At 31.4% G+C, this 24550-nt stretch carries 16 protein-coding genes; 5 read left to right on the forward strand and 11 right to left on the reverse strand.

Going from position 1 to position 24550, the window contains the following annotated elements:
• From KPL44_RS23150 to KPL44_RS23175, 6 genes are all read right to left on the reverse strand, one after another.
• The coding region (locus KPL44_RS23150; protein ID WP_216255423.1) for a hypothetical protein at nt 1-243 on the reverse strand (243 nt) is incomplete at its 3' end.
• Between the two features lie 989 nt (nt 244-1232).
• Nucleotides 1233-2411 (reverse strand): ABC transporter permease, encoded by a 1179-nt coding sequence (locus KPL44_RS23155; protein WP_216255424.1) that lies wholly within the window; start codon nt 2409-2411, stop codon nt 1233-1235.
• Nucleotides 2408-3088 carry an ABC transporter ATP-binding protein gene (locus KPL44_RS23160; RefSeq protein ID WP_216122795.1) on the reverse strand — a complete coding sequence of 227 codons (681 nt, stop codon included), beginning with the start codon at nt 3086-3088 and terminating at the stop codon, nt 2408-2410. The genes KPL44_RS23155 and KPL44_RS23160 overlap by 4 nt, the downstream gene beginning before the upstream one ends.
• The gene (locus KPL44_RS23165; protein WP_216255426.1) at nt 3088-4956 is read right to left on the reverse strand and encodes an efflux RND transporter periplasmic adaptor subunit; all 1869 of its coding nucleotides are present in this window, start codon (nt 4954-4956) and stop codon (nt 3088-3090) included. The genes KPL44_RS23160 and KPL44_RS23165 overlap by 1 nt, the downstream gene beginning before the upstream one ends.
• 43 nt (nt 4957-4999) lie before the next feature.
• Nucleotides 5000-6349 (reverse strand): sigma-54-dependent transcriptional regulator, encoded by a 1350-nt coding sequence (locus KPL44_RS23170; RefSeq protein WP_216255428.1) that lies wholly within the window; start codon nt 6347-6349, stop codon nt 5000-5002.
• The gene (locus KPL44_RS23175; protein ID WP_216255430.1) at nt 6342-7841 is read right to left on the reverse strand and encodes an ATP-binding protein; all 1500 of its coding nucleotides are present in this window, start codon (nt 7839-7841) and stop codon (nt 6342-6344) included. The genes KPL44_RS23170 and KPL44_RS23175 overlap by 8 nt, the downstream gene beginning before the upstream one ends.
• Nucleotides 7842-8276: 435 nt before the next feature.
• On the opposite strand from KPL44_RS23175, the gene KPL44_RS23180 reads away from it, so the two are divergent.
• Together KPL44_RS23180 and KPL44_RS23185 are read left to right on the forward strand one after the other, a co-directional pair.
• Nucleotides 8277-10472 (forward strand): YhgE/Pip domain-containing protein, encoded by a 2196-nt coding sequence (locus KPL44_RS23180; protein ID WP_216255433.1) that lies wholly within the window; start codon nt 8277-8279, stop codon nt 10470-10472.
• A gap of 65 nt (nt 10473-10537) precedes the next feature.
• Nucleotides 10538-12724: a YhgE/Pip domain-containing protein gene (locus KPL44_RS23185; RefSeq protein WP_216255435.1), complete on the forward strand. Its 2187-nt coding sequence runs from the start codon at nt 10538-10540 to the stop codon at nt 12722-12724.
• Nucleotides 12725-12803: 79 nt separating this feature from the next.
• Here the strand turns inward: KPL44_RS23185 and KPL44_RS23190 are convergent, their stop codons facing one another.
• The 3 genes from KPL44_RS23190 to spo0A all read right to left on the reverse strand — a co-directional run bounded on the left by KPL44_RS23190 (nt 12804) and on the right by spo0A (nt 17542).
• A complete protein-coding gene (locus KPL44_RS23190; RefSeq protein WP_216255437.1) occupies nt 12804-15794 on the reverse strand; it encodes an Ig-like domain-containing protein in 2991 nt (996 codons plus the stop codon).
• 233 nt (nt 15795-16027) lie between these two features.
• Nucleotides 16028-16645, reverse strand: coding sequence for an SLAP domain-containing protein (locus tag KPL44_RS23195; protein WP_216255439.1), 618 nt, complete (start codon nt 16643-16645; stop codon nt 16028-16030).
• A gap of 81 nt (nt 16646-16726) precedes the next feature.
• Nucleotides 16727-17542 carry a sporulation transcription factor Spo0A gene (gene spo0A, locus KPL44_RS23200; RefSeq protein WP_216255441.1) on the reverse strand — a complete coding sequence of 272 codons (816 nt, stop codon included), beginning with the start codon at nt 17540-17542 and terminating at the stop codon, nt 16727-16729.
• Nucleotides 17543-17759: 217 nt separating this feature from the next.
• On the opposite strand from spo0A, the gene KPL44_RS23205 reads away from it, so the two are divergent.
• Entirely contained in the window at nt 17760-18185 is a 426-nt protein-coding gene (locus KPL44_RS23205) for a hypothetical protein (RefSeq protein WP_216255443.1), read from the forward strand.
• 38 nt (nt 18186-18223) lie between these two features.
• Here the strand turns inward: KPL44_RS23205 and KPL44_RS23210 are convergent, their stop codons facing one another.
• Complete coding sequence (locus KPL44_RS23210; protein ID WP_216255445.1) at nt 18224-19420, reverse strand: hypothetical protein; 1197 nt, start codon at nt 19418-19420, stop codon at nt 18224-18226.
• 219 nt (nt 19421-19639) lie between these two features.
• On the opposite strand from KPL44_RS23210, the gene KPL44_RS23215 reads away from it, so the two are divergent.
• On the forward strand, nt 19640-21163 hold the full coding sequence (locus KPL44_RS23215; RefSeq protein ID WP_216255446.1) for a hypothetical protein: 1524 nt from the start codon (nt 19640-19642) through the stop codon (nt 21161-21163).
• A 45-nt stretch (nt 21164-21208) separates the two neighbouring features.
• On the opposite strand, the gene KPL44_RS23220 is transcribed toward KPL44_RS23215, so the two are convergent.
• The gene (locus KPL44_RS23220; protein ID WP_216255448.1) at nt 21209-22921 is read right to left on the reverse strand and encodes a methyl-accepting chemotaxis protein; all 1713 of its coding nucleotides are present in this window, start codon (nt 22919-22921) and stop codon (nt 21209-21211) included.
• Nucleotides 22922-23315: 394 nt separating this feature from the next.
• On the opposite strand from KPL44_RS23220, the gene KPL44_RS23225 reads away from it, so the two are divergent.
• The gene (locus KPL44_RS23225; protein WP_216255449.1) at nt 23316-24323 is read left to right on the forward strand and encodes a right-handed parallel beta-helix repeat-containing protein; all 1008 of its coding nucleotides are present in this window, start codon (nt 23316-23318) and stop codon (nt 24321-24323) included.
• The last annotated feature ends 227 nt before the right edge of the window (nt 24324-24550 follow it).

The following is a 24550-nucleotide window of genomic DNA, read 5'->3' on the forward strand; positions in this document are numbered from 1 at the left end:
AGCCCCTCTCATTCCTAAGGCTCCATCCTCTAAATCAGCTGCTATCACTACGGATTTAACAAATTGCCCCCTAGTCATAGCATTAGAAACTACCGCTGCATTCACAATCCCGAGTTGCTTCATCCTAGCAACCCCCCCTGAATAATCAGCAACAGTTACAGCCGAAACAAAATTCGAACTAATTGTACTCATAAAGAAAGTAAATATTAAAAAAATACTCATAGTAGCCCTTTTAAATTTCATTATTACACTCCTTCTGCAGTGGATATTTCCATATCCCTTTTTATTATATTAGTGAATTTGGAAACCCTTAGGTCCTCATATATCTCATACACGTAGTGAAAAGCGTTAGTCATGGTGGACTATCATCCATTCTACGAATATACACTTTAATGCAAAAATCAATTTTACAAATAACAATAAATTAGAAATTCTAATGAACCTATGGTTTTAAATCATTTTTTTTGAAACTTTTTTAAATTGACAATTAGTTTCCGAATTAACTTTATATATATTAACATACAAATTAATATATATTTTTGCTTTTATTAATTTAGAAATTATGAACTTATAATTTCTTTCCTTTGCCCTTAACACGGTAAGAAAGTGTATATTACGTAAAATGCATATGAACAAGCGTTAGTAATTCTTAACTTATTTTACGTAAGATACGTTAAGAAAAGTACATGTTTGAGCACATAACAATTGAGAATTGTTGTGTCCCCATGAAGAATACTAAGGGGTTGCGAGTTTGTACTTTTTAGTATCTTTAAGTAAAATCAGTTTAGAATTACTCAGCGAAGCGAATTGCATTCGAGTAATATATACTTTCTAAAATAGCTTCGCTATACTCATTTTTGTGACTTTCACATTTAAAATAACAACAAAAGATCACTTCTAATGAACCTACGGTTTTAAATCATTTTTTTGAAACTTTATTAAATTGATAATTAATTTCCGAATTAACTTTATATTTATTAACATACATATTAATATATATTTTCTCCGAAGTGACTTGCAATACGAGACGAAGAAACTATTGAAATTTGATTTAGAAATTCTTGTTTTGCGATTGTAAAATTCTCGTAAGCTTGCCAGGACGGCAAGCTAGCGAACCTGAGGCAGGACGCCGAATGTGAGCGTTAGGGAATTTTACATGAGCAAAACATTAGAATTTCTTAATCAAATTTCTTGTTTAAAGTTCGTTTGCAAAGCACGCCGGAGAATTGCATTTATTCGAATGCTAACGCATCGATTGGGTTTAAATTTGCTGCTTTGTTTGCTGGGTATGTTCCAAATATAAGTCCAATTGCCAAAGAAAAACCAAATGAAAAAATAATCCAAGGCATTGAATATACTTCTGGAACTATTCCAAGGCCACCTATAACAAAGTGTATAGTACAGACCCCTATAATTATTCCAGTAATTCCACCCATACCAGTAAGTATTAATGCTTCAACAATAAACTGTGTGAGTATATTTACTTTTTTTGCTCCAATGGCTTTTCTAATTCCTATTTCTCTTGTTCTCTCAGTTACCGAAACAAGCATAATGTTCATTATTCCTACACCACCTACTACAAGCGATATACCTGCAACGCCTGCAAGTACTATTGTAAGTGTTGTTGTAATTGAATTAAGTGATGATAAAATCGCTGCCATATTGCTTACTCTAAAAGCATTGCTGTTTTTATAAATCTTAGTCAAAAATGTAGTTAAAATTGTAACTGATTGGTCTACGGTAGCAGCGCTTGTTGCCTGAGCGGAAAAGCTTTTTATTACAGCTGATTTGTTTAGTTTTGTTGCAACACTTATTGGTATAATCACTCTATCATCAGTAGATGAATCCGCTCCATCTGCCGTTTGTGTAAGTACTCCAACTACCTTAAACTGCTGTCCCATTATCTTCATAATCTTGCCAATTGGACTTTGACCTTTAAATACATCATTCGCAACGGCAGTACCTATAACCGCTATTTTTTGATTATAATCAATATCCAATTGAATCAAAAATCTACCCTCTTGCACTGTAGTACTATTAATAGATGAATACTCAGGACTTGTACCAAGTATTGTAGTACTTCTGCTTAAATTCTCTGATTTCACTATTCCAGTGCCAGATGCTTGAGGAGCAATATTAGAAATTATAGTACTATTTTCTTTTTGAAACTTTGCAAGCTCTTCATAAGTAACATTTCTATTACTGCCCCTTCCCATTATATTAATATTTACTAGATTTGAACCAAGCCCTGAAAGTGAGTTTGTTATACTAGCGCTACTTCCTTGTGCAACTCCTACCGCAATAATTACAGATCCAACGCCAATTATAACTCCAAGCATTGTTAGGAAAGATCTTACCTTATTAGATACTATACTTTTTATGGCCATTCTATAAGCCTGAATAAATTTCATAGTGTCACCTCATTGTCCTGAGTGATTTCACCATCTGAAATTCTTATAATACGTTTTGCCTGTTTTGCAAGATCATTATCATGAGTTATTAGAACTATCGTATTTCCATTAGCGTTAAGTTCTTTTAGCATGTCCATTACTTCAATTCCTGTTTTTCGATCTAGTGCGCCAGTAGGTTCATCCGCAAGTAACACTGGTGGTCTTGTAACCAATGCTCTAGCAATAGCCACTCTTTGCTGTTGACCTCCTGAAAGTTCACTTGGCTTATGGTTCATTCTTTCTTTTAATCCAACCTTATCCAAAGCATCTATTGCTCTATGTCTAGACTCCCTACTGTGTACCCCTTGATAAACAAGTGGAAGCTCGACATTTTCGAGTGCTGAAAGCTTTGTAAGTAAATTAAATCTTTGAAATATAAAACCAATTTTAAAATTTCTGATCTCTGCTAACTTATCATCCTTTAATTTACTTATCTCCTCACCATCTAATTTATAGCTTCCTTTTGTAGGAACATCAAGACATCCAATCATATTCATAAGGGTTGATTTTCCTGAGCCCGAAGGCCCTATTATAGAAACAAATTCATGCTGCTTTATATTCAAGTTTATTCCATTGAGTGCTGTGACCTTATTTTCTCCCATTGTATAGATCTTGTATAGATCGGTTATTTGAATCATTAGAATCCACCACCTCCAGGTGCTCCACCGCCACTATTTCCACCTGAACCACTTGATTTAGTTTTTGTTGTACTCTTAGTTGTAGACGCTGCCTGGGTTTGTGGTAAAACAATTACATCTCCTTCTTTTACTCCGCTAGTGATTTCAATGTAAGTATCATTATTTGATCCAACTTCAACTTGAGTTTTCGTTGAACCATCATAATAATTTGCCTTTGTGCTTGCCTTGCCACTTGTCTTATCTGTTGCTTTTGCTTTAGATCTAACAGACTTAGCGTCCTGCGTAATTTTAGTAGTTACTTTAGCTGCGCTCTCTTTACTACTACCAGTTGTTGTTTTTGTCTCTCCGTCTCCAGGTTGACCACCCATTGCGCCATCTCCACTTGATTTAGCTCCAGCCGTTTTAATATATACATAACTTTTATCATTAACTGTAGTTATAGCTTCTATAGGTACATATAAAATATTATCTTTATTAGATACTTCTATTTCGCCATTTGCGTTCATTCCACCCTTAAGAATTCCTAAGTTATCATTGATCTTAATTGTTACTACAAAAGTGGTTACTCCACTTTCTGAAACTCCAGTTACTGCAATTTTTGCAACCACTCCAGTAACTGGAGTTTTCAACGTCACTGGCAGTGCATCTACTGATATACTTGTTTTTTGTCCAACTTTAAGTTTAGCTATATCTAGCTCATCAACTGGAATATCAAATTCCATTTGTTTTGGATCTGAAACATCTGAGAGTTCATCTCCAGCTTTTAAAGTATCACCAACTTTATTAGACATTTTTGTTATTACTCCATCAATAGGAGCAATTATTTTATAATTATCAAGTTGCTTTGTCTTTAACGCCACATTTGCCTGAGCATTTTCTAATTGTAAATCTGAGTTTTCTTTAGCTCTAGCAATATCGACACTACTCATCGTTACAAGAACTTGCCCTGAGCTAACTGTTTGATTTTGTTTAACTGCAACATTTTCCACTGTTCCACCAGTTATACTTGTAACTAGTTGTTTTTTTATATAATTAAGTTCTGCTGTGCCCGTGCTTGATATTGTTCCACCATTCGATACAATATCAGCACTTGCAGTCATTCCCTCAAGAACAGAACCTGGATTTGTAATTTGTATTTCTACAGTATATAACTTACCACCTGCTATAGTTCCTGTTGTTTCATTACTTATATAAGTTACCTTACCGTTAACTGACTGCATTAATGAAGTTAAATATACCTTTGCAGTTTGTCCTACTGCTAATTTACCAGCAGCTGAAGAATTATATGTTAACAATACTTTAAGTTTTGAGGTATCAGCAATAGTAAAAACCGTAGCTCCTTTTTGAACTGTATCTCCCTCTTTTACTAAAATATCACTAACAAGTCCTGTAAATGGAGCTGTAACTGATAAATTATTTACCGCATCATCACTAGTAGTTGCTGATATTTGATTTTGTTTATAAGAATTTAAATCTGTATTAAGTGCTGTCTGTGCATCAGTGCTGTCTAATTCGTAAATGACATCTCCAGCCTTTACACTATCTCCTTCTTTATAATTAACCTTTTTAACATTAGCCCCAATTTTCGAATAGATTTTATTACTGTTTGTAAAATATATGGGACCTGAACCAGATACTACAACTTTTAGGTTTCCTTTTTTAGCTGCAGTAGTATTCTGTTTAACTACCGCTTTTGATGCAAAAAATTTGTCCTGAATTATATGGCTTTTATAAACTCCAACAAAAGCCACTAACACTACTGCAAATATAATTATCTGTTTCTTTGATAAATTTAGGATCCACTCTTTAATTTTCGAAGGTACTTCATTAAACTTGAACTCTTTTAAATTTTCTAATAAATTTTTCAATACACTCACCTTCCATTCATGTTTATTAAGCTATAAGATATCGTTAATTTATATTGTATTTTTGCATTCTATAAATCAAGGCTGACCTTGTGATTCCAAGAAGTCCCGCCGTCTTACTTTGGTTATAACCACTCATACCTAATGCTTTAATAATAAGTTCTCGTTCTACATTTTCAAGATTTATACCTTCCTCTGGAAAATATATAATAGTTTCCTTTGACTTTTTACGAAGGCCAAGAATTTCTAGTGGAAGATCTACTGCTTTTATGTAAGGCTCAGTCGCTAATATAACAATTCTCTCCACAACATTTTCAAGTTCACGTATATTGCCAGGCCAATGATAATTTTTAAGAAGTTTCATTGCTTCTGGAATAATTCCTTTTATCTTTCTATAAGTGTCATATTTTTTAATAAATAAATTAAGAAGCTCACGTATGTCTTCTTTCCTATCACGTAGTGGTGGTATATTAATAGGAACAATATTTAATTTATAATAAAAATCCTCGCGAAAAGTGCCCGCCTCTATTGCTTCTACTAAATCATTATTTGTTGATGCAATAACCCTCACATCAATTTTTGAATTTCCATTACCATATGCATTTTGAATTTCTTTTTCTTCAATTACCCTTAAAAACTTTACCTGCATATTAGGGCTCATTTCACCAACGTCACCTAGAAATATTGTTCCATGATTCGCAAGTTCCAATTTGCCAAGCTTTCGTGAATCATTGTTACCATTAGCCTCTTTAGGGACACCAAAAATCTCTCCTTCTGCCAAATCATCTGATAATATTCCACAATTCAAAATTATAAATGGCTCCTTTGAGCGAACACTTAGCTTATGTATCTTCCTAGCCATTAGTTCCTTCCCAGTCCCACTCTCCCCAGTTATAAGAACTGTAGCAGCGCTACTCGCTATTTGATTTATTGATTTATAAATCAAATTCATTTTTTCATTTTTACTTATAAAATCTTCATTTTTTAATCTCTTAGCTTCGACGCTTCTTAAATAATTAACCTCACCTCGAAGATGCGAAAGTTCCATTGCCTTTTCTGCTTGAATTATTAACTCTTCTATATCGAAAGGTTTTGTTATATAATCATAGGCTCCTTTTTTCATGCTCTCAATAGCTGTATCAATGCTTCCATGAGCAGTAATTATTATAACTGCTATATCCTTTTGTATTTTTTTAAGATTCTCAAGAACAACCATGCCATCCATATCTTTTAGCCTTAAATCTAAGAATACTACATCAAAGTTTGACTTTTGTACTTCAAGTATTCCTTCCTTTGCGTTAAGTGTTAAATAAACTTCATTATCGGTCCCTTCAAATGCCTTTTTTATAATCCAACCTATATATTCTTCATCGTCGATAACTAAAATTTTACCCAATATTCTCACCCTCCTTTGCATAGCAAGGTATCTTTATAAGAAACTTAGAACCTTCTCCTTTTTTACTATAAGCTTCAATACTACCTCCATGTGCTTCAATTATTCCATTGCTTATTGAAAGCCCAAGGCCTGTACCATTTGGTTTCGTAGTATTATAAGGATCAAATATATTCCTCATTTGAATTTCATCCATCCCCTCTCCAGTATCGCAAAAAGTACTAACTATAAATCCATTATCACTCTTCGTTTTTATTGTTAATATACCCCCATCATTCATTGCTTCACAGGCATTAATTATTATATTTACAAATACTTGTTTTATCTTGTCACAATCTATGTTCACAAGAGGTATATTTTCATAAAAATCACATTTAAGGACTACTCTTCTGTCTTGAATGTATTTATTAGTAAAAGATAAAACGCTTCTAATAAGAACATTTATATCCATTTGAAAGAGTGTATGTTTTGATGGCCTTGCATAATCTAGTAATTCCTGTATTACCTTACTCTCCCTATCCGATTGTTCTTTAACTATTCGTACATACTCAGTTAACCCCTCCTCATTTTTAAAGTCTCTCTCCATGAGTTGAACAGTGCCTTTTATAATTCCTAGGGGATTTCTTATCTCATGGGCCACGCCTGATATGAGGTGACCAAGTGCCGCGAGCTTTTCAGCCCTTGCAAGCTTTTCTTCTATCTTTTCCTTTTGCTGTAAATTTTCTGCCATATTGTTTATAGAGTAAACAATGTTTCCTATATCTCCGCCCATGTCTTCTATACGTATTGAAAGATCACTTGACATGGCTTCAAGCCCACGTTTTATCCTCTTTATACTACTACTTTGATCCTTAATAATAACTATTAATAGAAGAAAACTTATTATCAAACCGAGTGGAAGTATAAACAACACTGAAGTTATTATCTTTCTATTTGTATTAAGTTGCGGCGGAAGAAAAGTATCACTCCATATTACAGAGATAACCTTTTCATTTGAAATAATTGGATGAAGATATCTTTGAATATCACGACCATTTAAATATACATAATCAACCCTATCAACTTTTGTTTTTATAACATTCTGAAAACTTTCATCAATACCTTTTTCAATAATATTATAATTTACTTCATTATCTTTTACATGTGATCTTCTATCCAAAAGCTTTCCATATGTATAGCGTTTTTTATTAGACGTTATATATATACCTATTCTTGTGTCACGTACAGTTCTTGAAAGGGGCTCAATTCTTGCTGAAATAATACTCTTTTCATTATCTATACTACTAAAATTTTCAATCTGCTTCTTATCAATCGTCCCGTCTATGTATACTAAGAGATCTTTAGATTTATCTTCTTGCATTGATTTAACAGTGTCACTCATTTTCGATGGTATAAAAACATTCAATAATAAAACTGATATTGGTGCACTTAAAGCCAAAATTAATGATACTATTATCTGAAACTTTAGACCTTTATTTAAAATCCACTTCATCATGAATTCCTCCATAAACTTTTTCTTGTGTAATCTACTCATAACATTAATTTATGAATTATTCAAATATATTCATCAATTAACACTTTTTACTAATATTGATAATTATACAATATAAAAATGTACGAAAGCAAACATTTTTTGTCTGTTTTTGTACATTTAAAATGGATATTCCTTTTACCTTCTATGCATATACATATAAATCTAAACGTGATAATATATATTAATGATAAAATATTCTAATGAGACTATTTTCATGGTATAATAAGAGGTTGTTAAAAAAAATATATAAGGTTGTGAATATTTATGAAGAATATTTTGAGAAGTTGTAAAACATATATAAAAAGTGCTTCTAATAGCTCTAGAATATATATAAAAAAGGTTTTCATATATCGTAAAACCCATATAAAAAAGGTATTTATAAATTGTGCGGTGCATATGAAAAATATTTTGAAAGGTTATAAAATAAACAATAAAAATGTCTCTAGAATTTATAAGAGAGATATCAAAAATATATTAACAAACCGTGCAACATTAATCATGATTATAGGACTAATTTTAGTACCCCCACTTTATGCCTGGTTTAATATTAAGGCGGGATGGGATCCATATTTAAACACTAAAGGAATTTCGGTTGCAATTGTTAATCTTGATAAAGGCTCTGAATTAAGAAATGTTAAAGTTAATATTGGCGATAATGTTGTAAAAAGTTTAAAAACCAATCAATCTATTGGTTGGACTTTTGTAAGTGAGAGCGAGGCTAAACAAGGCATTAAATATGGTAAATACTATGCCAGCTTAACTATGCCAAAAGATTTTTCAAAAGATCTTCTTTCTGTTGCTACTAGTGACACTCCAACAAAAGCAAAACTGATTTATACTGTTAATGAAAAAAGAAATGCTATAGCTCCAAAACTAACGAAGAAAGGTGCAACTGCCTTGCAGTCAGAAATCACAAAAAACTTCATTGAAACATCTAGTGGAACAATTCTTTCCTTCCTCACTCAAATTGGGGTTGAGCTAGAAAATAATAAACCACAACTTAAAAGTCTTGCTGATATGATGATTAACCTAGATGATAAGATGCCTAAAATTAAAAAATCCATGGATAATGCTTATGGACAATCTATACTACTTCAAAAATATATGCTTAATGTTAAGAATAATCTTCCTGTTATGACAAATGGAATTGGAGATGCTTTGACCATTGCTAAGACAAGCAATGGATACATAGAAAAGTCAAAAGATTCACTCAAAGCTGCCTCTCCAATTATTCAGAAAGATCTTTCCACAATAAAAGGTATATCGGATACTGCTTCATCTTCTCTATCTGAACTTAATGACTTAAGACCATCAAATAATGCTGTTATTAAAGAGGTTTTAGTTAAGACTCGGGACAAATATGGTGATGCAATACAGACTATCGATAATGTATTAAGTTTAAATAGATCACTTAATAATTTTCTAGACAGTACCGCTATTACTACTTTAATTTCTAATCTTTCAAAAGCTCGAGATGAAATGACAACCCAACAAATCAATGTTAATTCTATGATTAACACCGTTGACCGTGGTAATCAGGTCGTAACTAGTGATATAAATGCTGCAAAGCAAGCTGCCGATAAGTCTTCTAATTCAATAAGTACTATAATGAATGATTTTAAAACTACAATTGATCCGAAGATCGACAATGCTATGCAAAACACAAAAGAATTATCAACTAATACAGTTAATATGCTACAGAATATACAAAACGATATGCCCCTAATTAATAGCACACTTGGGCAAACCAATAGTCAAATAAACTCAAGCATAAAAAGTTTAAATACGGTAAGAAATAATTTTCCGAGAGCGGCACAATATCTGCATACAAACACAGAAAAATTAAGAGGTCTTACTGATGATAAAAAACTTAATGAAATTATCAACATGTTAAAAAAAGATGGTGCAAAGGAAAGTGACTTCTTATCAAACCCAATAGCAATAAAACAAAATAGCATATATCCAATACCTAATTATGGTTCAGCTATGTCCCCCTTTTATACTACACTTGCTATTTGGGTAGGTGCGCTTCTAATGCACTCCTTATTATCAGTTGAGGTTAAAAACTTTAAAGATGGTGAGCCTTTAAGCACAAGGGAAAAATTTTTGGGAAGGTATTTCACCTTTTTAACCATTGCAATTTTGCAAACTTTAGTAACAATTGTCGGTAACCTCCTTTTACTAAAAACTTATGTTGTATCGCCTATTATACTTATACTATTCGGCATTTATGTAAGCATAGTATTTCTTACGATTATCTACTCATTCGTATGTATTTTAGGAAATATAGGTAAAGCTTTAATTGTTGTTGTGATGGTACTCCAAATTTCTGCCTCAGGAGGAACATTTCCAGTAGAATTATTGGGTAGTTTCTTTCAATATATACACCCTATGCTTCCATTTACTTATGCTATAGGGGGAATGAGGGAAGCAGTAGCAGGAATTATACCCTCAGTATTAATTAGTCATATGTTAACACTATCCAAATATTTAGTTGTCTGTTTCGTTCTTGCATTTGTATTACAAGAAAGAATGAATAAAATAAATTCGAAATTTATAGAAGAATTTGATAAAAGTGGTTTAGCTGAGTAATGCTTCAGCTGAGTATTGCTTTAACTAGATAATAGTAAAATATATATGTAAGGTTGTGGCTGTTTATGAAGAAAATTTTTAAAGGTCCTAGAATAAATATGAAAAATGTTTTAAAAATTTACAAAAGAGATATAAAAAGTATAATCTCTAATTATGTAACACTAATTATAATAGTTGGGATATCTTGCTTACCAGCACTTTATGCATGGTTTAATATTCAAGCAGGTTGGGACCCCTATTCAAAGACTAAAGGACTTTTAGTTGCTGTTGTTAATTTGGATACTGGATCAAAACTAAAAGATACTAAAGTTAATATTGGCAATGATTTGGTAAAAAAATTGAAAACTAATGAATCTATTGGTTGGACTTTTGTAAATGAGAGTGAGGCTACGGAGGGTGTAAAATATGGTAAATATTATGCCAGTTTTGTTATCCCTAAGGATTTTTCAAAAGATTTCCTTTCTATTACATCTTATACTGATCCAATCAAAGCAAAACTAATTTATACTGTAAATGAAAAAGAGAATGCTGTAGCTCCAAAAATCACAGGCAGTGGCGCAACTTCCCTGCAAGAACAAATAACCCAAACCTTTATTGAAACAGCTAGTGAAACACTCTTTACTTATCTTAACCAAGTTGGAGTCGATCTTGCAAAAGACAAACCAAAACTTGAAAGTCTTATCGATATGGTTATTAGTGCAGATGATAATATGCCTGAAATCGGAAGTTCCATAGATAATGTTTACACGGAAGCTTTAATGTTCCAAAAACTTATGAAAAATGTTAGGGGCGATATCCCTACTATATCTGGTGCCATAGACAATACTCTAGATCTTACTAAAACAGGCAATACCTATGCGCAAAAAGGGAAAAATTCGCTACAAACAGTATCTCCGATTGTAAAAGCAGACCTTGCTCTTATAAAAAACAAAGCAGATGATGCTGAATCCTCATTAACTGACTTTCAAGACTCAAAATCATCAAATAATAGTGCTTTAATTAAAGCTCGAGATAAATATACGGATGGTATACAGAAAATCGATAACGTACTCGCTCTAAATAAATCAATAAATAATTCCCTAAACAGTAGTGTTATTGGAAATTTCATTAATCGTCTCACAAGTGTTAAAAATGAAATGACAAAGCAGAAGGCTGATGTTAATTCTATGATTGATACCGTAGATCATGGTAATACAGTCCTAACTAGTGATATAACCGCTGCGGTGCAAGGCGCTAATAAAGCTTCAGGATTAATCAATAGCACAATGAATCTTTTCGACAGGGAAACCAGCGACGTAATTGATGATGCGATGAACAATGCAAGTGGTTTATCAACTGGTGCAACGAGTATGTTACAAAATATGCAGGGCAATATGCCTCTCATTACTAGCATGCTCGATCAAACCAATACTCAGTTTGGCGCAGGCGTAGATAGTTTAAAGGAAATAAAGGATAAGTTCCCAAGCCTTCAAAAGGATATACATTCAAATGCACAAAATCTGAAAAAACTTACTGATGATGAAAAAATTAATGAACTTATAAAAATATTAAAAAGAGATGGTAAAAAGGAAAGTGACTTCTTAGCAAACCCAATAGAACTCGTACAAAATAGAGTCTATCCAATTCCTAATTATGGTTCAGCTATGACTCCATTTTACACTATACTTGCTATTTGGGTAGGTGCATTTATATTAGTTTCAATATTGTCAGTTCATATTAAAGATTTTAAGGATGGCACACTTTTAACCACAAAAGAAAAATTTTTGGGAAGATATTTTACATTTGTAAGTATTGGAATTCTTCAAACTTTAATAACTATAGCTGGTAATTTATTCATTCTAAAAACCTATGCAGTCTCCCCAATAATACTTACACTATTTGGAGTATATGTTAGTATTGTATTCACTACCATTATCTATACATTTGTATCTGTTTTAGGCAATGGAGGTAAGGCTCTCACTATGATCGCGCTGGTACTACAAGTTTCCGGATCCGGAGGAACATTTCCAATAGAATTATTGGGTGATTTCTTTCAATATATAAATCCTATGATGCCATTTACTTATGCCATAGGCGGAATGAGGGAAGCAACGGCAGGGATTATCCCCGAGGTGTTAGTTAAGAATATGTTAATATTAGCTATATATTTTATTATTTTTTTACTTCTTGGACTTTTCTTAAAAGAAAAAATAAATAAAAAAACTGCTGGTTTTGTAAAGCAGTTTCATAAAAGTGGTCTAACAGGTGAATAATCTATTGCGAGTATCACAACAAAAAATACATGAACCAGATAAATATTATTTATCTGGTTCATATAATTTAAGAGCATTTTTATTTTACTTCTGGTATTTCAACTTCTATAGTATATAAATTCCCTTTGTAAAAGCCTGTTATCGTTGTTTTCCCAGGTTTTACTGCTGTTACAAGTCCAGTATTTGTACCTACTTTAGCTATCTCAGAATTGCTAGATGTCCAAGTTGTATCAGTTGTTACATCTATATCTTTATTTCCATATTGATCTACACCGAGTAATGTAATCTGTCTCGAGGTTTCATTAACAACATTTCCATTTTCATCTCTACCGATTATTAATTGCGTTCCTGCTAAATCTTTATTTTCATCAACAGTATCTTTAATTGCTACAGTTGAAGGAGTAACTATCGATTCGTCATCAGAGAATGTTAGATTTATCGAATCTGTTTTTCCATTAGCCGTAAGAACACTTATTGTTATAATTGTATCACTACCAATACCCGTTGTAGCAGTATTTACACCAGCCTTTGCCTTAACATTTATTACTGACCCATCTGTAGTTACAGTAACTAATTTAGAATCAGAAATTACGTGAAGAGCACCTGTCGGCACATCAATATCTCCATCATTTACTTTATAAGTTAATGCTACCGATCCATCCAAAGCATCATTATTAGCATCATTATATACTTTATATTTGTTTTCATTAAATACTATTGTATTTATATTTGTATTATCGCCAATACTTATATTTGCAGTTGCTGTTATAGCAGGCTCAGTTAATGACTTCACAACTATTGTATCAATTCCTGTTGCTTCTCCAAAATATGTTATATACATTTTTTTAGCTCTATCATCATAAGAAACTGTTGCAGTAGTTTTTGATCCATATAATACTTTTACCATAGTAGGATCAGTGATAGCTTTTCCATATTGGTCAAGTATAACTATTTCTTTTTTTACACTAGCTCCCGAAATTGTTGAAATTTTATTATCTGCAAGTATTATAGATTTTACTTTACTCTTTGCCCTTACAGTTACGTCTAATGTGTCTTTAATAACGTCTGTAGAACTTATTGCTTTATTTCCAACTTTTATCGTGAGTATTGTGTCTGATTCTAAACTATTAACCGATGTAGCATTTGGAGCGAATTTTACAGCTGTCCCCTCTGCATCTTCTGTTGTAGCATCTATAATAACTCCTCTTGCATCGTGTTTATAATAAACAATACTTGCAAAACCATTAAAATTTGTGCCTGCTTTATTTTTAGCCTCAATAGTCCATCCCGAAACATCTGGATTTATTTCATCACCCTTATTGTCAACTACACCTATAACCCTATAAACAGGAGCCATATCATTCGCTATAATACTATTATCTGTTATATTATTTCCAAGTTCAATACCTGCGAGTGATGTAACTTCTGAAATAGCTACTACATCCTTATTTGCAACCGTACCATTAACGCTTAGCCTTATTATGTAATTTCCAGCTTCTTTTGCATTAAATCTTAATGATTTAACTGGCCTAGTAGTTGATGATTTTCCATCTATATCCAGCTTTTCAACTGTTAAGTTATTATCTAATACTCCATTTCTATAAACTAAAGCCGTAACATTATTACCATTTTCGTCTATAACCTCATTGTGAGCATTTCTTATAACTAAATTTGTTACTGTCTTTGTATTAACTTTAAGTTTTGGTAATGTTATAGAATCAATAGTTGTTGCAATTCCATTTAATGTAGTTGTCACATCAAATTTTGTTGCCTTTATAGTGCCTTCTGCGTCAAATGTCGTTCCTACATATGGAGTAACTTCATATGTTCCCTCTTTTGTCGATTTAGCGCTTATTATTATATCATTTTTATAAGCATCACTACCTCCACGAAGACTCGCTGTAACTGTTACATCACTAGCAACTGTACCACTTGTTTTAGGATTTATATTAAATTTAATCATATCAGTTGTTAATATAGCACCATCATTTTGTGTTATTTTATTATAATTAATATCTTCCTTATTAAACTCAGTAACAGGTTTTTCAGAGGTTAAATTAAGTTGCGAGAGTTTAGCCTCAGAGACCTGAACTGAATATGTAGCTTTTGCACCATTAATAATATTATAAGCACTTATAATTATGATCCCTGGTTTTATAGCCTTAAATGTAGTTGTATTTGAATTTTTATCTAATGTAATTTTACCACTATTAAGCTCAGAATTAGTATCAAGTAAATCTCCACCCTGCTCAACTACCCATCTTAATTTATTAGCTGTCAAATCTGTTGGATTATTATATTGGTCACGTACATCAGCACTTAAAGTTACCGCTTCATCCCCAACTGACACACTCCCCATTGATGAAGTTACCCCTAGAATTGATTTAGGCGTTATTGCTACATCTTTTTCTACCACAAAATTAGTGCTTATCGTAGATATTAATTTTGCGCTTGAAGTGGTTGCATCTTTATCAAATTTATCAATCTTTATTACTATGACATCATTTTCAACTAAATCTTTGTCTAATGTTATTTTTGCCATATTATTATCTGTTGTTAATTTCATCTCAGTATCACTTAAAGGCATTCCATTTATTGTTGCTGTTACCTTATATGAAGAATCCGTTTTTATATCATACGCTTCACCATACTGATCTACTGCTGTTAAGTAGATCACGTTTGATGTATTAGTAATTGCATTTGTAATACTTGTAAATGTTTTTGGATATGAGGGTTCCTTAATAGCTGTTACAGTAGTATCTGCAGCATCAAATTTAGTTTCAGCCTTACTATTCTTATAAATCACAGCTGGTATAATGCTGGCATCGATAGCTTTTTCTGTAAGATTATCTATCCATTTCCCATTAAAATCTTTAACATAAATTGTTCCCCCTGAGATTACTGCACTCGTGATTTCAGAAACATTAACTGAGTCATTAGCATAAGCTAAATCAAAAGCTTTATTTCCTATTACAACTGTTCCATTGTCCATTGCTGCAAAAGCCGTGAAAGATGTTGATCCAGCTATTATTAACGCAGCAAGTGTTGAACTTGTAATTTTCTTATTCATATATTTATGCCTCCGTTTATTTACATTTATCTTTTGATATTATTTTATAATTTTTATGCTTTATTTTTCTACTTGTTTACACTTATATAACGCTTGTCCTAACAGTATAGTTGCATATTTTTCAAATGTTTTTGTAATTACCTTTGACAAAAGCTCCCTTACGTTAAAAAAAGAAGATGTTTGGAATAAACTCATTCCAAACATCTTCTTTTTAAATATTAATTTATATCATTTTATGCCATTTCAAAGGTAATAGTCCAAGTTGTTAAATCTGGTAATTGTTCACTAAGACGTGCCTTTTCTATTAGTATTTCACATATACCTATTTTAGAGACACTTATTGTTTTATTTATATCGACAAGGTCAGCTATTAACACATTACCATTTGCATCTTTTATCTTTAATGGAAACTTATTTATATCTGTTTCATTATTACTTCCATTGTACATTAGTAATATTACTTTTAAATCATAATTTTCAGTCTTCTCAACACTAAAAGGAAACATCTTTGAATATTTATTGTTTTTAACAATTTTATTTTCAGAAAACTCCAATATTTTAGTAAGCTCTAATTTAGATAAATTCTCTGGAATTTTTTCAAATCCATCCGCTATTAATTTATCCCTTAAAATTTCTTTTGAACTCTTAACTGCTTTTTTCTTTAATTTTTCATCTGCTTTATTCTCATTACCAACATTTAGTATTTCACCATCTGGACAAACTTTATAAATAAAATTATTAGATAAGTTTTGCTCAGCTAAATCCTCAGTAGTTATAGTAACTATCCCACTTAATTTATCATTTATAACAATAAAATCATTCCCAACCTTTTGTATATCAATATTACTCATATATTTTTCCTTCCTTAGCAACAGTATTTTATATTTTTAAATAAACTTTTTATATTTATTATTGTATCATAAAATCACTAACTACTCTATATTATGTATTCTTAACTTATCAGCAACCATGGCTACAAATTCAGAATTACTAGGCTTACCTTTTTTATTACAGGTTGTATAACCAAAAATTTTATTAACCTTCTCTTCTTTAAGACCGCTCCAAGCAATGTCTAACGCGTGTCTCATTGATCTTTCCACCCTACTCGCTGTAGTACTAAATTTCTTACCTATTGATGGGTACAACACTTTTGTTACTAATGATAAAAGTCCAGTGTCATTAATAACCATAGCTATTGCTTCCCTTATGTACATATACCCTTTTAAATTACTAGGTATTCCGATCTGATGGATAATATTAGTTATTTCATTCATCATATCAACATTAGTAGATTCATTTTCATAAGTTCCACTCTGAGTATTATCAGAATAAGTAGATGTTCGTGCTGCATTACCACTATTGATAGTGTTATTTAACATCTGTCTTATTCTTTGAGCAAATACTTCCATATCAAAAGGTTTTACAACATAATAATCTGCCCCGAGAGTTATGGCTCTTTTAGTTATTTTATCATTCCCAACCGCTGACAAAACTATTATACAAGGCTTTGAATTCATATTCATCCTACTTAATCTCTCTAAAACGTCAAGTCCATCAAGATTAGGCATAATTATATCAAGCACTAATAAATCAGGTTTTTTTTCATAAACAAGTTCTATTGCCTTTATTCCATCTCCTGCAATGCCAATAACATTAATATCATTCTCATTCGATAGATATTCATTAAGAACATTGCAAAATTCTTTGTTGTCATCCGCAATGACTATGTTTATCTCTTGATTTACCATTTTTTTAATCCCCTTTATATATCAGTCACAAACTATACTAATATGTAAATTCGACAAAAAAACACAATTTCCTCTTTTTTCAAACAAATAAATTTAAAATTTTTGAAATATTGACAATATTTCTACTCCTATTACTTTCACGGTGTATATACTTGACATTACCATTAATTGCTTTAAAATATACATTGAGACTAATTTTTTAAGGAGGTGATTTTTCATGAAAAAGTTTCTCTACATTACAATGGTGTTAGTTATATCTCTATCTTTCGTTGCATGTGGTAGTAAAACCACTACAGATGCAAGTAAGACTAGTAATGCTACTACTCCTGCTGCTACTACTCCTGCTAAGGCTAAAATAACATATACTAAGGATTTAGCATATCTCCCAACATATAATGGAGTAAAAACAGCTAAATACACTGCTAAAACAAAAAAAGCACTTGCTGCGTCTACATATACCTTAAAAAATACAACAGATGTTAAGGTATTTAATGATTATCAAGCTATCTTAAAACAAGATGGTTGGACTATTACTGAAGCAAAAAAATCATATAGTCTAAATGCTAAAAAAGGTACACACATGGCAATTATTTTGATTCAAAAAACGGCCAAAGATGTGATACTAACAATTATGTCAAAATAGCATAGTAATTTTTAGGATAGTGATCTCACTATCCTTTTTTACATTCCAAAAATCTGTCTTAACACAGAAAGATTGTCCGAATCAACATTGCTAGCTAATGCATACTTAAATTTATTCTTACTTTGTGAATCAAGCGTGCTATAAATAGACCTAACTGAGGCTTGATCTGCGCTAGAATTATAAGATGAATTCGATGCCATCTCGCTCATAGTTGATTTCATTATTGATATCATCTGTCTTTCTTTTGAAGTCCCTACCTGAGAATATGCGCCACTTAAATCATCCCCTGCCTTTGTTAATGAAGCACTTTTAGTAGCATTCTGCTTTTGAGATATTTTTTGTTTTTCCACTGCAATCTTTTGTGCATTTTCAGCCGCAGCTCTAATTTTCTCCAATTCTTTCTTTTTACCACTGTCTGTTACTTTACTAATGGCTCCATCAATCTTATTAAGACTATCACTTATAATTTGTTTTTTTTCATCTATTGATTTACCCTTAGCCTTTTCTATACTATCTTGAATTTCTTTTAATTTTGCTTTTTCTGCTTCTCCACTCATAAGTTCAGCAGCATTTTGTATTTTTTGTTTTAGTATTTCTAGTTGCTTATCAATCTCTGCCCCACTCATTTTAGTAATCTCTTCAAAAGACTTTTTTATACTCTGCTGGGGAGATGCTGCGAGTATTTTATTGTCTTTAATTTTAAGACTACTTATTTTAAAAGGAAACATACTTGGATTAATTTTTATTGAATTATCCTCAACATAAAAGCTTTTATTATTAAGCTTTATAATTTGAGATAAAACAATTTTTTTAGGTAATCTAACTTTTCCGATTTTAAAATTATCGGCATCATACGTAACTTTTCCATTTAAAACACTTACCTTTCCCTTTGATGAAAACAATAAATTAAGATTCTTGTATTTTATAGGAGCATTTATTAAAAGCTCATCATTTAAGATTTCTACATTAACTCCATTAAGAGTCATATTTCCTTTGGTTATAGGCTTTGCAAAATATAAATTGCTTAACTCATCCATATTTTTTTGAGTTAATTCGAATTCTCCACCTGTTATCTGCACCTTTGCAAGCTTTCCTATAACCTCTGTTGTAGTCGTTTTTCTAATTGTCATTCCACCGTTATACAATATCATGTATGCAAAAACTGCTAGTATACCTACTAAAATAATAAGTATCCCTATCAATTTGTTCCTTTTAGCGCCCTTAGTTCTAGTCATATTATCTCCCTCCTTTTGTTATAATTCCCAATTACCATTGTACAAAATATAAATAATACAGTCAATGAATATTCTATAAATGATTTTGAATCAAAAATAAAATTGTCGTTTTTTATATTTAATGGTAATATATTAATGTAATATTGTATATATCTATGTTTAAACATTTACATAGTTTTTATAAAATAAACATGACATTTTTTCAAAAGGAGCATTTTTATGATTACAAAAGTTAAGTTTGGAGAATGTCTTCAACTGCTACTTTCTTCATTAGATATGAGTAATAATCGATTAGCTAAAGGAATTAACGTTGACAGTTCTCTAATAAGTCGCTGGTTACATGAGCAAAGAATTCCTTCGTATCACGGAAATTATATAGAAAGCATAACAAACTTTCTTTCCGAGAACATTTTGAATTCTATTCAAGAACAACGTTTAAATGATGTTCTTAAGATAATTTGTGGAAATTTAGACATAAGAGTATCCAGAAAAAATAAAATAATGAAGGTTCTTTTAGAAGCTCAAGGCTGTTCTTTGGAAGGTAAAAAAATAAGAATCAATAAAAAAATTGATTTATCAAATGATAATACTGATAATAATATCATTATTGGCCGTAAAAATGTTTTAGCATCTATATTAGCTTTAATTGAAAAGGCAGGAAAAGAAAAAGGTAAAGACAATAATGTAATCTACCTATCCTCTGACAATAATCTAGATCTAATAAAAATCCAGAAAGATTTTGCAGGGTGGAAAGAGGCTATTTTAAAGGCGTTGATAAATGGTTGGACTGTAAAATTTCTATTCAAATTAAACCAAAATATAAAGGAAATAATGAATCTTATACTTTTCACTATTCCCTTGTTAGAAACCGGTCGATTCTTCCTTTATTACTATAAAACTTATGATGTAGCTTCTCACGGTAGAGAAGTCGTTATTATTCCTGGTGAAGGTGCTTTTAGTTGTTTTTCAACAAGTCTAAATTCTGAAATAGACTGCGCTTTTTATACCAACAATCAAGTCGGAATTGATATCTTATGTAAAAATTTTAATTTAAATCTTTTACCTTTATCTAAATCCTTAATGGAATACTATGATTTAGATGAAAGTATAGCATACAATAACTCCTTAGATGAAAGTGATAATACAGCAGGAAGCCGATTTTTGTTTAAAAATACCCTTAGCTTATTACTTATTCCCAATATACTTTTGAAAAAATTATTAGTCAAACTGAGCTTTACTAATGATCAGCTAATAAAAATATTAGAACTACACAAGCGTAGAGTAAATTCTTTTTTGCTAAATATAAAGCAGCATGAATATTTAGATATATATCCCCTAAGCTCTATACAAAATATAATTAAAAACAATGAACTCTCTTTTTGCTGTTTTAACGTAGTTAATACAATTAATTTTGATATTGAAGATATAATTATACTTATACAAAATATAATTAATTTATTGAAAACCTATGACAACTATAAATTTTCTTTTGTTAATGAAACTCTTTATAAAAACAAAGGAAATACCGTTTCTTCTTTTATTATCAAAGAAAAACATAGCGTTCATATTGAGTCTTCAACACACGCCATAATAATTCAAGAACCCATGGTCGTTAATGCTTTTGAAGGATATTTCAAAGAGATTTGGGAGCAGATTTCCCCTATAGATAAGGATAAAAAAGAAGTTATAAAATGGCTTGCGCATCAAGTAGATACTTTTAAAAAACAACTCATCAAGAAATAAACATTTTAAAACCCCATTTAATTAAACGGGGTTTTAATTAATATTCTACAATTTAAACTTTTGAACCATATTGTTTAGTTTCTCTGCTAGTATCGCTTGATTTTGAGAAGCTTTTGCTATTTCCGTAATTGCCATAACAGACTCATCAACACTTGCAAGTATTTCCTCAGAACTTGCAACTGATTCCTCAGCTGTAGCTGATACAGTTTCAATCGCCTTTTTAATTCCTAATACAGTTTCATTTACTATATTCATTGAGTCTCCAATACTCGTCGATAGCTCATTAAATACTATGGCATCATCACCGTATTGCTTACCTGTATCTACGGATAATTGGTAATCAGGTGTAACTTTATCATCGATAAAGCTCAACACGTCCTGAGCATTGTTAGAAATATTATGGAATGCCTGCTCCACTTTTAAAGTTACCGCTTGAATCCTTTGAACTATAGTTGATGACGCTTCAGCTAATTTTTTAACCTCATCTGCAACTACTGTAAAGCCCTTACCTTCTTCTCCTGCTCTTGCTGCTTCAATCGCTGCATTAAGTGCAAGAAGATTTGTCTGACTTGCTATATTTCCTATTTCGTCCGCCATTATCTTAACTTCACTAACAACTTCGCCTTCTTCAATTGCTTTTAGTATACTTGCTTGTTTTTCCAAATATAATTTATTTGCTATACTGAAGTTATCCTCAGCATCTTCTTTGACTTGTTTTGCCCTTACTTCTATATCGCTTGCGATCTTATTCCCATTTTGTGCCCTTTTAGTGACATCAGACACATTTTCTGCGATACTTTCTGCAGTTGCATTTACTTCCTCTGTTGTGGCACTTAGCTGTTCTGCTCCTAATGATACTTGTCTTACAGATTCATTCACAATCTCCATTTTTGCCGATATTTCCTGCGTTGTAGCCGATAGTTCTTCACTGGTAGCATTAATATCAGTGGCACTTCCTGATATTTCTCCAATTAATATTTTCAAGTTTTTTATAGCTTTATTTAAAGATTTTGCTAAAATACCAATCTCATCATTAGTATCGAGATCAACAGTTTTTGATAAATCATTTTCGCCAAGAGCCTGTGCAACTATTAAAACCTTCTTTAGACGCCTTGAAATTGAAATAGAAATAATTAAACCCAATGTAATAGCCATAAATAATCCTATAACAATTATTGCTGTAGTTTGAACAAAGGATTTGCCAAACGATACTTGACTAGCTTCATAGTCAACTTTTGCTGTATCCATATTTGATTTTAGTATTTTTTCTAGAACTGTAAACAATTCAATTCTACTCTTGGTAACACCTGGGAAAAGCTCATTTACCTTATCATAATTACCTTCATCAACTTGTTTAACTACACCCTCTCTGGTTGTGCGATAATCTACAAGTGATTTTTGAAGTTCTGTTACTTGTTCTTTCTGTAACTCATTAGTTGTACTTTTCTTATATTCTTCAATAAGTGCATCATTTTTAGTTTGTAATCCTGCAATATCATCTTTGTTTTTCTGTAAATCACTTTTATTTTTAGGATTAGCAATTAACAATAGATCCGCTTTAATTTCTAATGAATTTGATTTAATGTTAGTAGCATCCTTAACACCTATCAGATCCGAATTATACATATTAGTAATATCTTTATTCATTTTTTGCGCATTATTCATTCCAATAAACCCAATAATAAACATAAACAATGCCATTATGATAAATGCTGACAGTAGTTTTTGGATAATTTTCAAATCTTTAATAAATTTCATTAATGCTCACTCCTAAATTTTTTTCTTTGGTTTTTGTATTGAACCTACCATACTTCTTATTGTTAGAAATAAATAGCTGGGGCTAATAACCAATATTTATATTATATGTCCATTATATTAATATTTATATATTTTTTGTAAAAGTTGCATGACATTTGTCATGCCAGTTTTGTAGACCATATTCCCAAATTTGTTCAAATGTGATATTAAAAAATTCGAACAAATAAATATGTTTGAAATTCTTAAAATCGTTTACATGACTATGGAAATATGATAACATAATATTTGTTAACACATTACATATGATGAAAATAATAAATAAAAAATTCAATATTGCTATATATTCAAACATTTTACATATATTAATCTAAAAAAATATACAGGGGGTTATTTAATGCAAAGACTTAAAAATTTATGTATGGTAGCAGCACTAGGAGCAATAGTTATGGGAGGATGTTTATTACAAAGTACTTCGGCCTCTGCTGCGGCTAGTACTACCTATGTTAAAGCTGGAGGACCTACATTATCAAGCGCTTTAGCTTCAGCTAAATCCGGAGATACAATTGCAATCACTGGAACAGTAACTTCAGGATCAGTAGTTGTACCAGCAGGAGTAATAATATCAGGAAAAGCCGGAGCTGGGAAAATAAATTTTTCCTCAACTAGTGGAAGTAATGGCAAGGGATTCACAATTAAAACTAATGGATCTACAATTACTGATTTAGAGCTTTATGGCGCTGCAGATAATGGAATATATATGGAAGGGTCAAGTAATAAACTAACAAACTTAAAGGTCCATGGTAACCATGACGCCGGTGTACAATTATCAAATGGGGCAGCTAATAATACTTTAACCAACGTTTACTCCTATAGTAATGCAGATGCAACAGGAGAAAATGCTGATGGATTTGCAATTAAATTACATTCAGGTGTTGGAAATACATTAACAGATTGTACCGCTGAAGGAAATTCAGATGATGGCTATGATTTATATGCTGCTCATGGCGCTGTAACATTTACAAGATGCAAAGCTATAAACAATGGTGACTGCGGTGGAATAAAAGGTGACGGCAATGGATTTAAAGTCGGCGGAGTAGACAACAAAACTACAGGAGTAGCAGCACATTTAGACCCATTAAAACATCTGCTTATTGATTGCACCGCAATAGGTAACACAGGCAGTGGATTTGATAGAAACAATCAAAATGGTGTTGTTACAATGACGGGTTGTATTGGTCAAAAGAATGGTAAAAATAATTTTAATTTCCCACTTACAGGTGCACCATCAGCTTTAGGCGGAAAAACAGTTACATTTGGTAAAGCTATAATGAATAATTGTACATCTAAAAATGGTACAAATAATATTACAGGAGCTACATTAAGTGGTTGCATAGGTTTCTAAATAGTACAAATATTTTATTAAAATTAATATTCTCTAATTAGATAAAAATAAAGATGCAACCAAAAATGGTTGCATCTTTATTTATTATATATTTAAAGTAACAAAAATTACCCAAAGGACCTGTAAATAATTTTGTGTAAACAGAATAAAATGTACTCTTTCTTGGCAATAATTGAGATAAGTAATTATCAAAGATTGTAAGGAGGAGTATTTTTATGTCCAACATT

The sequence above is a fragment of the Clostridium sp. DSM 17811 genome, assembly GCF_018861905.1.
Lineage (GTDB): Bacteria > Bacillota > Clostridia > Clostridiales > Clostridiaceae > Clostridium_AD > Clostridium_AD frigoriphilum.